The organism is Massilia sp. PAMC28688, assembly GCF_019443445.1.
In the GTDB taxonomy this organism is placed as follows: domain Bacteria; phylum Pseudomonadota; class Gammaproteobacteria; order Burkholderiales; family Burkholderiaceae_D; genus Telluria_A.
Genome location: NZ_CP080378.1, coordinates 2,568,794 through 2,583,118, shown reverse-complemented (window position 1 = coordinate 2,583,118; position 14,325 = coordinate 2,568,794). Strand labels below are relative to the sequence as shown.

Sequence of the window (14,325 nt, the reverse complement as noted above, 5' to 3'; positions counted from 1 at the left end):
CTGCCTCGTTTGTGTGATGTCCTCGTGCGGCGCGGGCGTGCCCGGCCAGGAATCGCCCTGCGCCGGCGCCATGCGTGCGGCACCTTACTGTTTTGCCCGGCGCAGGCGTTCTACCTGCTCTTCATACGCTTCGGAGAATTTTTCGCCGAACAGGCGCTGCAGGTCGTCGTCGGCCTCGCGCGCAATTTCGCCATACAGCTCCACCAGCCGGTCCCACATCTTGGCCTTGCGGTTGGACGACATCATCTTGTCCATCACCGTTGGCAGTGCCAGGCGCGCTTCGATCCGGGCCGGGTCAAAGCGGTGCAGCACCGCCGCCAGGGCCGCGCGCATGCCGGCAATGACGGCCAGTTCGTGGGCGCGCAGGTCGTCAAACGCGCCGGCCATGGCGTCCACCGGGGCCATGTAGCCAGCCATGGCCCCGGTGAGCATCTGGGTCAGTGCGCCATCGGCATTCGGGAAAAACTTCAGGGGATTGTTGGCGCGCACCGACAGCATCGTCATGTCGATCCGGCTTTCCTTCTTGGTCATGGCACGCGCCATCAGTACGTCCATGGTCCCTGCGGTGCACTCACGCAGCATGGCCCCGACCAGCTCTGCCACTTCGGTGGCGGGACGCTGCAGCTTCAGATCGGGCAGGCCAAGGCCGCGCAGCAGGGCCTGGAGGACGGCGTCATCGGTGCCCGCAGGCGCCGCTGGCTGAACCGCGGGAGCCGCGGGAACGACGCGTTCGGGCACGGGCGGGGCCACGAATGCAGTTGCCTCGCCCGCGTCGGCGGACAGGAAGTCGTCGGACAACAGCGACGGCTCCGGCACGGCCACGGGCGCAGTTGCCAATGGCGGCGGGGGCGCAGGTGGTGGCGCAGGCGCAGGCGCCGGCGCCGGTGCGGCGCCGGGCGCGAACAGGTCGGCCAGCGGATCGTAATCGGCCGGGATGGCAAAGCCTCCCTGGGCAGGCTGGAACGAAGGGGCGGGCGCGGGAGCGGCGCCGGCGAAAGGTGCCGCCACGCCCAGCGAAAAGGCCGCCAGCTCCGGTGAGACGTGGTCGTTCTCGGCAGCGCGGGCAGGCGCCACAGGAGGCGCGGCAAACATGTTCAGGCCCAGCGGATCGTCGCCGCCAAAGCTGCCCTGCCCCGGCCCCACGTCAAGCAGGCTCGGCCCGGCCAGCAGGCCGTCGGCGATGCCATAGCCTGTGGCAGGCGGTGCTGCGGCCGGCGGCGGCGCAGGCGCCAGTTCCAGCGGTGGCAGCTGCACGGGGGGCGGCGGCGGTGGCGGCTCAAACAGGGGCAAGGCGGCATTGTTGGCCGCGGCCGGCGCCAGCGGCGGCGCGGCCGGCAACACGTCGAGCTGCGCCTGCAGCAGGTAGTCGCCAATCACGATCCGGTCGCCATGGTTCAGCATGGCTTGATTGCCCTTGCCCAGCGGCCGGTCGTTGACCACGCTGGCATTGCTGCCCAGGTCTTCCAGCACGAAGCCGTCGCCCTGGGCCAGCACGCAGGCATGCACCCGCGAGATATACTTGCTCGGGTCGTCCAGCACCAGCGCATTGTCGGGCGAGCGGCCGATGTTGCCGCCCGCGGGACCAAAGCGCACGGCCGGCGCGGCCGGCACCGGCTGGTTGCGGTAGCTGAGAATGCGCAGGGTCAGCAGCATCGGATCAGGGAAGTGGATGTCATGCTGCGCTGGGGTGGCGTTGGATGGCGGAATCGGACTGAAATAGTGCAATGATTATACGTTGCCACAGGGTTATGTTCAACAACCAAGCCCTAAAACTGGCGGCGGCCGCGACAGTCATTTTCGCGCACCGCATCAATTAATCTGCACCAGCGCACCGGCAATGGTCATCATGGCGCCGGACTTAATCTCCATCATCGCGCCGGACTTGACCTTGGCGCTGGCATCGGCCGCAATCTCGATTTCCGGCGACTTGATGGTGATCTTGGCGCCTTCGATCTTGATGCTGCTGCCGCCCACCTTCAGTTCGATCGAGGTGCCCGCTTCAATCGAAATGGTGCTGCCCACCTTGATTTTCTGGGCCCCGTCGACGCCCACCGTCTGGTCGCCGCCAACGTCGAGCTTCTGGTCGGCCTTGATCGTGACGGTCTGGTTGTTGTCGATCGTCTCAAGCTGGTCATTGGTGACGGTCAGGGTCTGGTCATTGCCGATCTTGACCACCTGGTCGTTCTTGATGTCGATGGTCTGGTCGCCCTTCTCGGCCGTCTCGAAACCCACCTTGAGGGCATCGTTGTTCTTCACCACCCGCAGGAAGTCACGCTCGGCATGGATGTAGACTTCCTCCTCGCCCTTCTTGTCCTCGAAACGCAGCTCATTGAAACCCTCGCCGCCCTTGGAGGACTGCGACTTGACGGTCGAAATGGTCTGCTCGGCCGGCAGGGCGTAGGGCGGCATGGCGCTGGCGTTGTAGACGCAGCCGGTCACCAGCGGGCGGTCCGGATCGCCTTCCAGGAAACTGACCACCACTTCCATGCCGATGCGCGGCAAGGTAAATGCGCCCCAGCCCTTGCCGGCCCAGCCCTGCGCCACGCGCACCCAGCACGAACTTTTTTCGTCGTGCTTGCCCACGCGGTCCCAGTGGAACTGCACCTTGACGCGGCCATACTTGTCGGTCCAGATTTCTTCGCCAGCCTTGCCGACCACAAATGCCGTCTGCGGACCATGCACGACGGGTTTGGGCACCACGGGCAGCGGACGATAGGCGTGTTCCTTGCCCACGGCCGTGATGCGGCACTCGAAGGTAAATTCCCCGCCCCCGCTGGCGTAATCCGTATTACTGAATGCGTAGCTGGCTCCCGTCACCAGATAGCCGCGGTTGTAGGCGGCGCGCGGGTGCAGGGCCAGGGTGAACAGACCGCCCGGATGCAGGCCGCGCGCGTCCGTGGTTGCCGTAATCTGCTCGCACTGCCCGTGCAGGCTTTCCATGCGCGCGCGCGCCAGGGCGCCGCCATCGGCTGCCACGCTGTAGTTGCCCGGATAATCGAACATCTCGAAGGCGCCCTGGTTGAAGCCGGCCTCGATACTGTTATTGGTCAGCAGGCTCGCTGCCGGCTTTTCAAAATTGAAGTCATTGAGGACAAACTTGCTTGATGCGATTTCGCCGCCCGCCGAGAAGGCGGAAACAGTCTCTTCGTTCCAGCTGCCCTTGCGTGACGACAGACCGAACTTGAGGCTGTCGTAACCGTCAATGGGCTGGTGCGCGCTGTACGAATCGGCCAGCACCATGGTGTGCTTGTCTGCCGTGTGCGTGAAATAGAAGTAGATGCCGGCGCCTTCGAGCAGGCGGCACACAAAATTAAAATCCGTTTCACGGTACTGCACGCAGTACGGCAGTGCCGGGTACTCGCCGCTGAGCGAGGCCGTCAGCGCCACCACGCCGCCATACGCCTCGCACACTTCCTTGACGATATCGGGCACCGTCTGGTCCTGGAAGATGCGGCAGTTCGACGAGCGCGTCAGCAGCCACAGCCAGGGATGGACGGTCGCCTCGTAGCAGGTGAAGTCGCCGTACCAGCCGGTGCTGCGAAAACGGGTGACGATGCCATTGAAATGGCGCATGTCGCCATCGGCATTCACGGCCAGGGCAACGTCCAGTGGCTTGCCCAGCACGTCGGCAATCATGATGTCGGCGTCCAGCGACAGCATGCACACGGTGAACTCCGACAGGCGGCCGAGCTGCTCCGACCCGCTCATGCTGGCAAAAAGCAGCTTGTCATCGGCCAATGCGCTCTTGATGACAACGTCGCGGTTTGCTTGGGTGACGGGCATAGAATTTCTTTCGTAATGATGATGCGGGCGCTGGCGCCGGGCGGTTGGCAGGCGGCGTCAGGGAATCATGGTCTTGGTGGTGCCGGCCATGCTGAAGGCGATCACGCCGCCCCAGTTGCACATGCACTTGGAGACATTGTCGAGCGCCGGCATTTTGCCGATCATGACGGTCGGCGCGCCCGGCACCCACGGCGCCGGCGTGACCGGGAGGCACGGCATGGGCGTCAGCACCCCCATCGCGGCGGCGGTGGCAGCGGCCACCGTGGGGTTGGCGGGCGAGCTGCATACCCCGAACGGCATGATGTTGACCAAGGGCTTGTGGTCCATGATGTTGGCGGCGGGCGGCCCTTCGCACAGCACCTGGTTCGCTGGCAGGACCACCAGCGAGGAAGGCGCCGCACCAAAGGTGCAGGTCATCAGCGCGCCCATCGACACCTGGTTTGGCATTTCTAGCTCCCGTGCGCAGACCAACTCTGCTGTTCAATAAGTATGATGGATGGCATTGTCAGATGCAATCTTTTGCGCGGATCGGCATGTGCCTGACGCCAGTCTCGCGCAACAGTGCCGCGCCGATGAGGGCGTTGCCCGGCCCCGCTTCCCCGCGATGCCACTGGTCGCGCTGGCGCCGTATCACCAGTACCGGAAAAACCGCCTCCGCCTCGTCCTGCGCCGCCAGCTTTTCCAGCGATGCGCACTGGTAGCGGTTGCAGGTATCGCTGCGCATCGCGCGCGGCAAGCTGCAGCCCGCGCTGGTGTGGTTGATGCAGGAACCGGCCCGGGTCGTCCCGGAGAGGCGGTCAAGGTAGGCCTCCACCACTTGCGCGGGAGAGAGCTGGGGCGCGGTATCCATGAAGCGGCGCAAGGTGGCCGGGCCCAGGTAGGCATGGTCGGCACCCCGGGTGCAGCAGCCTCCGCCGCATAGGGCGCACAGCCGTCCTGGCAGCGGGGAGGCCGGCGCCGGGTCTGGCGCCGCCGCGGCGCTTGCCATCGCTAGCGCCGCCAGTGCTGCAGCTGCCAGGTGTGCCCGGTAACGCTCACGGCGCCGCGCCGACAAGGTGCTGGACCGGCGCGGGCCGGACGGCAGCAGCAGGCGCAAGGGGTCCTGGCCTGCCGTGGCCGGCAGCTGCGCATACCTGTGCAAGGCGCGCCACGCCACGGCATTTTCTGCCGCTTCCGCCTCCAGCATTGTCCGATCCGCCAGCGCGCGCCGAGCTTGGCGCCGCTTTTCCTGCACCTGGTACTGCAGGTAGTGCCGAAAGCCGTGTTCACCCATTTCTGCGCGGCGGCTCACCACCATGCGGCACGCCACGGCGTGGCAGGTCGGATAGGGGTCGGGGCGGGCTACGCTATCAGGCCGCGCAGGCAGGGGTGCCTCGCACACGGCGCAGCAGCGCTCTTGCCGGTGACCGGCCCGCGTGAGGCAAGGCTGAAGATTCTGCATGAAGACAATGCTCCAAAGTGTCGAAAATGGCCGGGGTCACATTCTGCAGCCGCCTGCCCATGGCCGATTGCCTGCCAAATGGCATCCCGGCTCCCTGCTGCTTCCGGATGAGCGGGAGTCAGCCGTCACAGGTTTTTCGGCTTCATGCCAATGAGCACCGCCTTTTTGACCGGGTCGTAATGGACGTACTGGGGCCTGTTGTCAATGATGACGCGGGCATTGGTCCCGCCCTGGAAGTTAGCCTTGGGGAAAACGCCATCCTTGTCGGGGTTGGCATGGGCGACACGGCCTTTTTTCCCACCATGGGCCTTGTGGAAAACGTCCACCGCCTCATTGAACTCCTTGTCGAGCTTTGCCTTCTCTGCGGCTCTTTGCAAGGCAAGTTGAAGAGCAACATGCTTTTTCAGGTCAGCATCGCTGATGCTCAAGCGGCGCTTCAGGTCGCCCTTTTTCTCGACAGGTACCGCCAGGGCCGGCCACGCATAGGTCTGGTTATTCGTATGCAGGAAGGTGAACTGGACCGGCGTCCATTGGAACCGGTCATCGTCCAGATTGTCCGTTGCCGGCACTGCCACCGCACTCACGTTGAGATGGAATTTGTGATAACTGATGTTCCCGCCACCCCAATCCGTGATCGTGCGCAGCTGCAAATGCGGGTCCACGGTCGGCTGGTGAATACCTTTCGAGACCCGGACCACCGAGCGGCCTACCGGATCGACGTAGGCGCTTTTCAATTCCCTGAATATTTTCTTCACGTCTGCGTTGCCAGGCGGTTCACCCTGCAGCAAATGCACGGCAGCGCACACGATCCGCTGGTGCTCGGACCAGGGCATCGCCGTTTCCTTGTTGGGGTGACCGGTTACGCTGTCGTGTCCGTCCCAGGTCTGTCCTTCGGGCTCCACGGTGCTTTCGAGAACATGTTCAGGCAAAGTGATCATAGTAATTCCTTCTCGGATAAAAACCTTTAAACCTCGGCCTGGCCCGCAGGGCCGACTGCCGTCCCCGGTCCGTAGATCACATTGGCATTGTGGGCGTTGACGACGCCCTGACCTTTCTTGCGCATGATGCCCGGATAGCCACGGTCGGCAATACTCTTCTTGCTGTACGAGCCATTGAATGCAATTGCTTCATACCGGGTAATTTGCAGGAAGCGCGCATCCGGCTCGGCAATCGCGCTCGCGTCGAACTGCAGCAGGATGCCGCCGGTAAAGGTATTGGACCAGGTCAGATTGCGGCGTCCTTCGGACAGGTACTTGGACAGGAAGCCGGCGGCCAGCGCCGAATCGCGCGGGATGAAGTAGACCTTGCCAAGGATCTTGTTGCTGCCCTTGACAACGCTGCCCTGCGTGCAGGCAGGCACGGAGTCGGAAAAGATATCGTGGTACACATCGGCCGGCAGCGCCGCTGCAGCCGGCACCAGCGCTGCCGGCGCCACGCCGACCGCGCGCGATGCCGGCGCTGCCAGAACGGCACTGCTGCGGGCGCGCGTGGCCGCCCTGTCCGGGTCGATATAGCGATCGCCAAACCAGGCCCGCGACTGGAGACCATCATGCGAGTGATACATGCCGCCGCCGGTGGCGGACGACTTGGCCGGAAATACATTGCCCTTCCAAATTTCCCACAGTTCGTAATAATCAGCGCGCACGACTTCCGTTCTTTCCCAGGAAAACTTCCCGTTGGGATTGCCATGGTTGTCCCTCAGCACCTTGCCGCGCGTGATCTTGGTGTCGCGCGTGATGCGCTGGATGATGTAGCCGTCCGGGCAGTTCGGCAGCGCCACCCACCGAATCTTATGCTGCTGCTTGCCACCGCCCATGGTGCGGTCAAGGGTCATCAGGGCAATCGGTGACCCGGCGGCGGTTTTTACTTCCATTCCATTCTCCTAACCCGCGCAGCGGGGCATGTATGCTTGCTTGTTACCGGACTGCCCGTCAGGAGAGCAATTCCTTGCCGTTCTTGTCAGTCTTGTTGAACGTGTAGTAGAACTTGCCCGCAGTTGCCTGAACAGCAGCCTGGGCCGGCTGCGCGGCGCGGCGGCCGATCCCGCAAAAGCCGGCACGTCCCTTGATGGCGGGCCGGGCGGCGCGACTGGGCGTGCCGGGGATGAAGGCGGTGTAAATCTTGGGACCGCCATCACAGTCGAAGTAGTGGGTGCCGAACACGCTTTGATCCCAGACATATTTGGCCCAATAACCGAAGTACGGCGGCAGCGGCGCGGCACTGAAGGTCTCGTTGAAGGTGGGGTCGTAGCATTTGGCATCGCACTGGACCACCCAGTGGTCGCCAAAGCACCAGCGCCCTTCAATACCGGGATCGCCAACCTGGCCGGTAAAGCACACCAGGCCGGGCTCAGTGACGATCCGGTCCTTTTCATTGTCGGGCTTGATATGCCAGGTCTTGGCGTTCGTGTACCCCAGGTTGATCGCCATCTGCTGGAACATGTCGGCCAGTGAGCCGCAGTCGGTGACCTTGTGCAGGCCCTTCAACGTATTGGTGGCGTGAGTCGTGTTCCCTGGCTCGTACTGCCAGGTCCGTTTGCCGTAGTCGGCCATGTTCGCCAGCAGGGCGACCAGGTTTTGATGAGCAGAATTCTCGGGGACGATGTCATCCTTTCCCCCGTCGACGATGGTCCAGGCAATCTTATGGCTGGCAAACCATTTTTGTTGCGATTCTGTGAGCACGAGCGTGCATGTCATAGCTGATCCTTTTGCATATTTCCCACGCTAGCGCCTCGTTGGCAGCGCTAGCGTACAAATTTTCACGTATCCGGGTTCCACCAGGCCCTGGCTGCCGCTGCATGCCAGCCGCGCCCGGCAGGCAAGGGCGATGGCGGCCAGGGCACGCACCTGCGCCTTGGCTAGCTCACATGGATGATCTCCTTGGCCAGTTCGCACTCGCCACGGCGATCAGCGGCTCCTGAACCAGCCCGCCGCTGGCATGGGTGTCGGGATCAATTCGCGCCGAACCCGTAATCAAACGCCGAACCGGCCACGCCCACGTTCACTTGCTCGACCGACTCTCCGCGCATCATGCGCGTCAAGAACTCTTTGGAAATATCCGGCAGCATCGTATTGGTCAGGATGGCGTCAATCATCCGTCCGCCCGATTCACTTTCAGTGCAGCGCGACACCACCAGCTTGACCACGTCCTCGCTGTAGGTGAACGGAATCTTGTAGCGTGCCTCGACCCGCTTCTTGATGCGGTTGAGCTGCAGCTTGACGATCTGGCCCAGCATCTCGTCCGACAGGGGGTAGTAGGGAATCGTCACCAGCCGCCCCAGCAGGGCCGGCGGGAACACCTTGAGCAGGGGCGCGCGCAGGGCCTTGGCCATGTCGTCAGGCTCGGGCATCAGGTCCGGGTCTTTGCACAGGCCTGCAATCAGGTCGGTACCGGCATTGGTGGTGAGGATGATGAGCGTGTTCTTGAAGTCGATGAAGCGCCCTTCCCCATCTTCCATGAAGCCCTTGTCGAATACCTGGAAGAACATCTCGTGCACGTCCGGGTGCGCCTTTTCCACTTCGTCGAGCAGCACCACCGAATACGGCTTGCGGCGCACCGCTTCGGTCAGCACGCCGCCTTCGCCGTAGCCCACGTAGCCCGGTGGCGCGCCCTTGAGGGTCGATACCGTATGCGCTTCCTGGTATTCGCTCATGTTGATGGTGATCAGATTCTGCTCGCCACCGTACAGCGCCTCGGCCAGGGCCAGCGCAGTCTCGGTCTTGCCCACGCCGGAAGTACCGGCCAGCATGAACACGCCAATCGGCTTGCTCGGGTTATCCAGCCCGGCGCGCGAGGTCTGGATGCGCTTGGCGATCATCTCCATCGCGTGGTCCTGGCCGATGACGCGCTTGGCCAGCGAGGACGCGATATTGAGAATGGTCTCCATCTCGTTCCTGGCCATGCGGCCCACCGGAATGCCGGTCCAGTCGCCCACTACTGCAGCGACCGCCTGGAAGTCGACGGTCGGCAGGATCAGCGGGTTTTCTCCCTGCAGCTCGGCCAGTTTGGCCTGCACGTCGTTGAGCTGCTCCATCAGCTCGGCGCGCTGCTCGACGGTCATGGCCGTCGCAGGCGCCTCGCCGCCGGCGGCAGCTTCCAGCTTGCTGCCCGTGCCCTCCACCGGCTGGGCGCCATCGCGCAGCTGCGCGCGCAGCGCCAGCAGCTGGTCAACCAGGGTGCGCTCATCGTTCCAGCGCGCCTCCAGCGATGCCAGGCGCGCACGTTCGACGCCGAGCATCTCGTTCGCGTCGGCGGCGCGCTTGCCGGTCTCGATACCAATGGCGCCTTCACGGCCAATGATGGCCAGCTCCACTTCCAAAGCTTCAATGCGCTTGCGGCTGTCGTCCACCTCGGCCGGCGTGGCATGCAGGCTCACCGCCACGCGCGCGCAGGCGGTGTCGATCAGGCTGACCGATTTGTCGGGCAGCTGGCGCGCCGGGATGTAGCGGTGCGACAGGCGCACCGCCGCTTCCAGCGCTTCATCCAGGATTTGCACTTTGTGATGCTGTTCCATGGTCGACGCTACGCCGCGTATCATGAGGATCGCGCGCTCTTCGCTCGGCTCGTCCACCTGGATGCTCTGGAAGCGGCGCGTGAGGGCCGGATCCTTTTCAATGTGCTTCTTGTACTCGGCAAAGGTGGTCGCGCCAATGGTGCGCAGGGTGCCGCGCGCCAGCGCCGGCTTCAGCAGATTGGCCGCGTCGCCGGTGCCGGCTGCCCCGCCCGCCCCCACCAGGGTATGGGTCTCGTCAATGAACAGGATGATGGGCGTGGCGCTGGCCTGCACTTCATCGATCACCGAGCGCAGGCGCTGCTCGAATTCGCCCTTCATGCTGGCGCCGGCCTGCAGCAGGCCCACGTCCAGCGTGAGCAGCTGCACTTCCTTCAGGCTGGGCGGCACGTCGCCGCGCGCAATGCGCTGGGCAAAGCCTTCCACCACGGCGGTCTTGCCCACGCCTGCTTCGCCGATCATGATCGGGTTGTTCTGGCGCCGGCGCATCAGGATGTCGACCATCTGGCGGATTTCATCGTCGCGCCCGACGATCGGGTCCATCTTGCCGCTTCTGGCCTGCTCGGTCAGGTCGACCGTGAATTTCTTGAGCGCTTCCTGCTTGCCCATGGCCGCCGGGGCGATGGCGCCGGACGCCTCCCCGGGCGCGGCGCTACCGCTGAAGCCATTGGTCGCCGTCAGCTTCGCTTCGGGCGACTCGCCCAGCAGCTTGCCGAAATTGTCGGTCAGGTGCTCCAGCTTGACCCGCTCGAACTGCTTCGACATGCCGTACAGCGCGTTGCGCAGGCCGGTGGTCTTGAGCATGCCGACGATCAGATGCCCGGAGCGGATCTGCGATTCGCCAAACATCAGGGTGCCGTACACCCAGGCCCGCTCGACCGACTCTTCCAGCTGCGAAGACAGGTCGGTGACGGAAGTCGAGCCGCGCGGCAGGCGGTCCAGCGCCGCCGTCAGGTCGCGCGCCAGGGCGGCGGCGTCGATCTCGTAGTGGCGGATGATGCGCACCAGGTCCGAATCCTGCAGTTGCAGGATCTGGTGCATCCAGTGCACCAGCTCGACGTAGGGATTACCGCGCAGTTTGCAAAACACGGTACTGCTTTCGATGGCCCGGTAACACAGGCTGTTGAGTTTCCCGAACAATGCTACGCGACTGATGTCAGCCATGACTTCCCCTGTTGTGGTTTTTGGTTTGTACTAGATCTGTTGATGCACTTGCGCTTCAATGCGCACCGGATTGATCACCATCTGGTCGAGATCGCGCTTCGGCGCGGCACTTGCCAGCCAGGTGCTCCAGCCCATGCGCGTGGCGCCGCCCAGGCGCAGTGGCGGCATCTGCTCTTTTTTCAGCAGCAGGCGCACGTCCCAGTCGAGCGTCACGCCCACGTAATTCTTCACCCACGCGAGCAGGCGCTGCATGCTCTCGCCGCCCGGCATGAAGCGCTGGTAGTCGGCGTAGTCGAGCGGCCCGATCACGATGCGGAACTTGTGCTGGCAGTCCCACACGCTGCGGCCCATGATCAGTGAAGTGCCCAGGCGATTGCCGTTTTCATGCGCGCCCAGGCGGCTCTGGATTTCGGCCGGCATGCGCATCCAGTGGCCGCAAAATTGCTCGACCTGGACCGGCAGCTTGAAATACTCGCTCAGGATCGTGACCAGGCCCGCCGCCGGCCGCGCCTTGTTGGCCAGCAGTCCGGCAAAATGCAGCTTGGCGAAGTCGCCAATGGCGTCGCGTTCGCGCAGCGCCGGTGCGCCAATGCCAAACATGCTGCCGACAAAGGTGGAAAAGCGGTCGCCGTCGGCGCGGTCCAGGCTGATCACGGGCTCGGCCACGGCGCGGGCGCGGTAGAACAGCGCCAGCATGCGGTGGTGGAACACGTCCAGAAAGGCGAGCATGGTGGCGTCGCCGCCGTGGCGCAGGCGGTCGCGCACATACTCGGTGATATGCACCGGCATTGGCCCGTTGGCCCCAAGCAGGCCAAAAAAATTGACCGCCAGTCGCGCCTTGGCGTCACCGCTGGCACGCGTGAAGTGTGCCAGCATGGTGGGGTGGAATACGAGCGCGGGATCCTGGCCGAAGCGCACCGCGTCATCACGCGGGCGCAGCGAGGTGCCGATGCGCGGCAGGTCGGGGCGCGCGTTTTCCAGCAGGCGCAGCACCTGGTAAAAATCCATGCGCGCCGCCTTCGCTTCCAGCAAAAAATCCAGTTCTACAGGGTCGCGCATACGCCCACTTTCGATGGCCAGCGCATGATTTCGCCGCGTCCGATGGTGCGCACCACGGTTTCGGTAAACGAATTGATCGACACGTACTGGGCAAAGAATTCGCTCAGCACGGCGCCCAGCACAAAGGCGCCGGTGCCTTCAAATGCCGCATCGTCAAGTGTCACCGTAATTTCAATGCCGCGTCCGACCGTGATCGGTCCGGGCGACGGCATGCGGCGGGTGATCGCCCTGGAACTGATGGAGCGCACCCCTTCCACCTGGCGCTGGGCATTCATGTCCGCCGGATGGCAGTACAGGGCCAGCATTTCGCGCAGGGCCACCGCGCCCTGCTGCGGATCGGTGTCGAGCAGCGACAGGTAATTGAGCGAGAGCTGGTTGAGCAGGCGCCAGGCCATGCTGCCCTCGGCAAACGACGGGTGCGGCTGGCTGGGGCCCGACAGGCAGCGCACGGCCGTGACCGGGGCGCCATCGTCGAGGATGAAATCGGTCTTGCCCACGCCAACAGCCATGGACAGCGGCAGGTCGCGGTTGGTGCAGGACACGGTCAGGCCCAGCTGGCGCAGGTCGGCGCTGTAGGGCGCTTCGGCCGCATCGACAATGGCGATATAGGCTTCGCTGCCGATATAGCTCGAACGGGGACCGTCGCGGCGCTGGCGCTGCGACACCTGGCGCGCCTCGCGCCGGATCTGGAAAAAGGCCCGGGCCTGGTGCAGGGTGCCGATATCCTTGGCCGTGTAAAAAGGCTGGAAGGCCTGCTCCGAATTGGGGCCGGCCCCGTAGGCAGTGACGGATTCGACCTGGAACACTTCGTAATCCATCGGGCGCGTGCGGTCCACCAGCACATGGTATTCAAGCTGTTCGCCGCTGACATTGATGCGGTCGGTGCGGCGCTGGAACAGGTTGATCGCCGGGGTGCAGTGCAGGGCAAAATTGGAAGCGTCCAGCGACTTCTCAAGCTGGGCATCGGCGCGTCCGAGCAGGATCGTGATCTCGATCTCGCGCTCGGCGCACTGGCGCAGCGCGTCGCGCAGCCCGGCCAGCTCCAGGAACTGATAGCGCTGTGGGAAGGCGAAGTATTCCTGCAGCAGCCGGTAACCCCGGAACGTGCGCTTGCCGCTCGGGAGCAGCGACTCGGTGTCGGCAAAGCCGAGCGGGCGCAGCGCGCTCTTGGGCAGCAGGCGGTGCCAGGAGGCCGGGCGCGCCACCGGCGCGACCAGCACCCCTGCCACGCTGCCGAGCAGGGCTTCGTAGATGCGCACCGGCATTTCGTCAGCCCCGCGCACGTGCAGCTGCAGCTTGTCGAGCGGCAGATCCTTGAAGGCGGCGCCGGTGCTTTTCAGGCGCAGCCGCACGCCTGCCTTGACCGCCGGCGGCAGCTGGACATTCAGGCCGGCCTGGGCGCCGCCGTGGGTGAAGAACTTCGCTTCGGCGATCTCGATCGGCCACAGCGTGACCGCGTGCGCGGTGCGAAATTCGCAGGCCGTATTGTCGCCCTTGCCCAGCACGCTGCGCAGGGCGCTGCCGCGCGCCACCTCGTAACCGGGCAGCAGGGCCGGGTTGGACAGGTCAGGCTGCAGCTGCACCACGGTCATGGACGGCGTGGGCGCCAGCAGGTGGGGATACACCAGTTCCGACAGGTGCTGGGTGAAGCGCGGGAACTCGCCATCGATCTTCATCTGCACCCGGGCGGCCATGAAGCTGAAGCCTTCCAGCAGGCGCTCGACGTAGGGATCGGCGCATTCAAAGCTGTCCAGCCCCAGGCGGCCTGCAATCTTGGGAAATTCCTGGGCGAACTCGCCGCCCCCTTCGCGCAGGTGCTGCAGCTCCTGGCTGTAATACCGCAGGAAGCGCGGGTTCATTTCATGCCCCTGCCGCCCGTCTCGGACAGCAGCACCGCGCCGCGTTCGAGGTCAAGTTCGGTCTTGAGGTACAGGCGCTCCGGATAGGGCTGGGCCCACAGGTCCGCTTCAATCTCGAAATCGAGCTTGTTCTGGCTGGCGCCGGCGGCGGAAATCGCCTTGACGGTGACGGTGTTGCGGATCAGGCGCGGCTCGAAATCCCAGATCGCCTGGCGGATCCCCCGCTCCAGCGCGCCGATGTCAAGGTTGGACACCGCATTGCCGGCCAGCCCGGGCACGCCGTAGTTGATGACCGACGTTGCCAGGTAGGGCAAGCGGGGCGTGCTCGTGACCGACAGCAAATTGGTGGTATTGAGCAGCCACGCCAGGTCGCGCAGCACCCCTTCGCGCAGGGTGCGCAGCGACAGCACGCGCCGTTCGCGCGGCTCGACCGTGCTGCCCGGCTCCTCGTCGGTCAGGCGGTCGAGCAGGGACGGCTGCAAGCGTTCGCGTGGCGCAAGTTCTGCCAT

The 14,325-nt window shown here is 64.5% G+C and carries 11 protein-coding genes; all 11 read right to left on the bottom strand.

Features of this window, described 5'->3' with window-relative positions; all coding sequences use genetic code 11:
* Positions 1 to 84 precede the first annotated feature (84 nt).
* Positions 85 to 1,725, bottom strand: a complete 1,641-nt coding sequence (gene tagH / locus KY495_RS11610) for a type VI secretion system-associated FHA domain protein TagH (protein ID WP_229518585.1) — start codon at positions 1,723 to 1,725, stop codon at positions 85 to 87.
* Between the two features lie 84 nt (positions 1,726 to 1,809).
* Positions 1,810 to 3,783 (bottom strand): type VI secretion system Vgr family protein, encoded by a 1,974-nt coding sequence (locus KY495_RS11605; RefSeq protein WP_219883796.1) that lies wholly within the window; start codon positions 3,781 to 3,783, stop codon positions 1,810 to 1,812.
* A 57-nt stretch (positions 3,784 to 3,840) separates the two neighbouring features.
* Positions 3,841 to 4,230 (bottom strand): DUF4280 domain-containing protein, encoded by a 390-nt coding sequence (locus tag KY495_RS11600; protein ID WP_219883795.1) that lies wholly within the window; start codon positions 4,228 to 4,230, stop codon positions 3,841 to 3,843.
* Between the two features lie 58 nt (positions 4,231 to 4,288).
* Entirely contained in the window at positions 4,289 to 5,224 is a 936-nt protein-coding gene (locus KY495_RS11595; RefSeq protein ID WP_219883794.1) for a hypothetical protein, read from the bottom strand.
* A 125-nt stretch (positions 5,225 to 5,349) separates the two neighbouring features.
* Positions 5,350 to 6,162, bottom strand: a complete 813-nt coding sequence (locus KY495_RS11590) for a hypothetical protein (RefSeq protein WP_219883793.1) — start codon at positions 6,160 to 6,162, stop codon at positions 5,350 to 5,352.
* A gap of 26 nt (positions 6,163 to 6,188) precedes the next feature.
* On the bottom strand, positions 6,189 to 7,097 hold the full coding sequence (locus tag KY495_RS11585; RefSeq protein ID WP_219883792.1) for a hypothetical protein: 909 nt from the start codon (positions 7,095 to 7,097) through the stop codon (positions 6,189 to 6,191).
* Between the two features lie 58 nt (positions 7,098 to 7,155).
* The gene (locus KY495_RS11580; RefSeq protein WP_219883791.1) at positions 7,156 to 7,920 is read right to left on the bottom strand and encodes a hypothetical protein; all 765 of its coding nucleotides are present in this window, start codon (positions 7,918 to 7,920) and stop codon (positions 7,156 to 7,158) included.
* A 254-nt stretch (positions 7,921 to 8,174) separates the two neighbouring features.
* Positions 8,175 to 10,898: a type VI secretion system ATPase TssH gene (gene tssH / locus KY495_RS11575; protein ID WP_219883790.1), complete on the bottom strand. Its 2,724-nt coding sequence runs from the start codon at positions 10,896 to 10,898 to the stop codon at positions 8,175 to 8,177.
* A gap of 30 nt (positions 10,899 to 10,928) precedes the next feature.
* Positions 10,929 to 11,957 carry a type VI secretion system baseplate subunit TssG gene (gene tssG / locus KY495_RS11570; RefSeq protein ID WP_219883789.1) on the bottom strand — a complete coding sequence of 343 codons (1,029 nt, stop codon included), beginning with the start codon at positions 11,955 to 11,957 and terminating at the stop codon, positions 10,929 to 10,931.
* Positions 11,942 to 13,816: a type VI secretion system baseplate subunit TssF gene (gene tssF, locus KY495_RS11565; RefSeq protein WP_219883787.1), complete on the bottom strand. Its 1,875-nt coding sequence runs from the start codon at positions 13,814 to 13,816 to the stop codon at positions 11,942 to 11,944. Before tssF ends, tssG begins: the two co-directional genes overlap by 16 nt.
* Positions 13,813 to 14,325 (bottom strand): type VI secretion system baseplate subunit TssE, encoded by a 513-nt coding sequence (gene tssE / locus KY495_RS11560; protein WP_219883785.1) that lies wholly within the window; start codon positions 14,323 to 14,325, stop codon positions 13,813 to 13,815. Before tssE ends, tssF begins: the two co-directional genes overlap by 4 nt.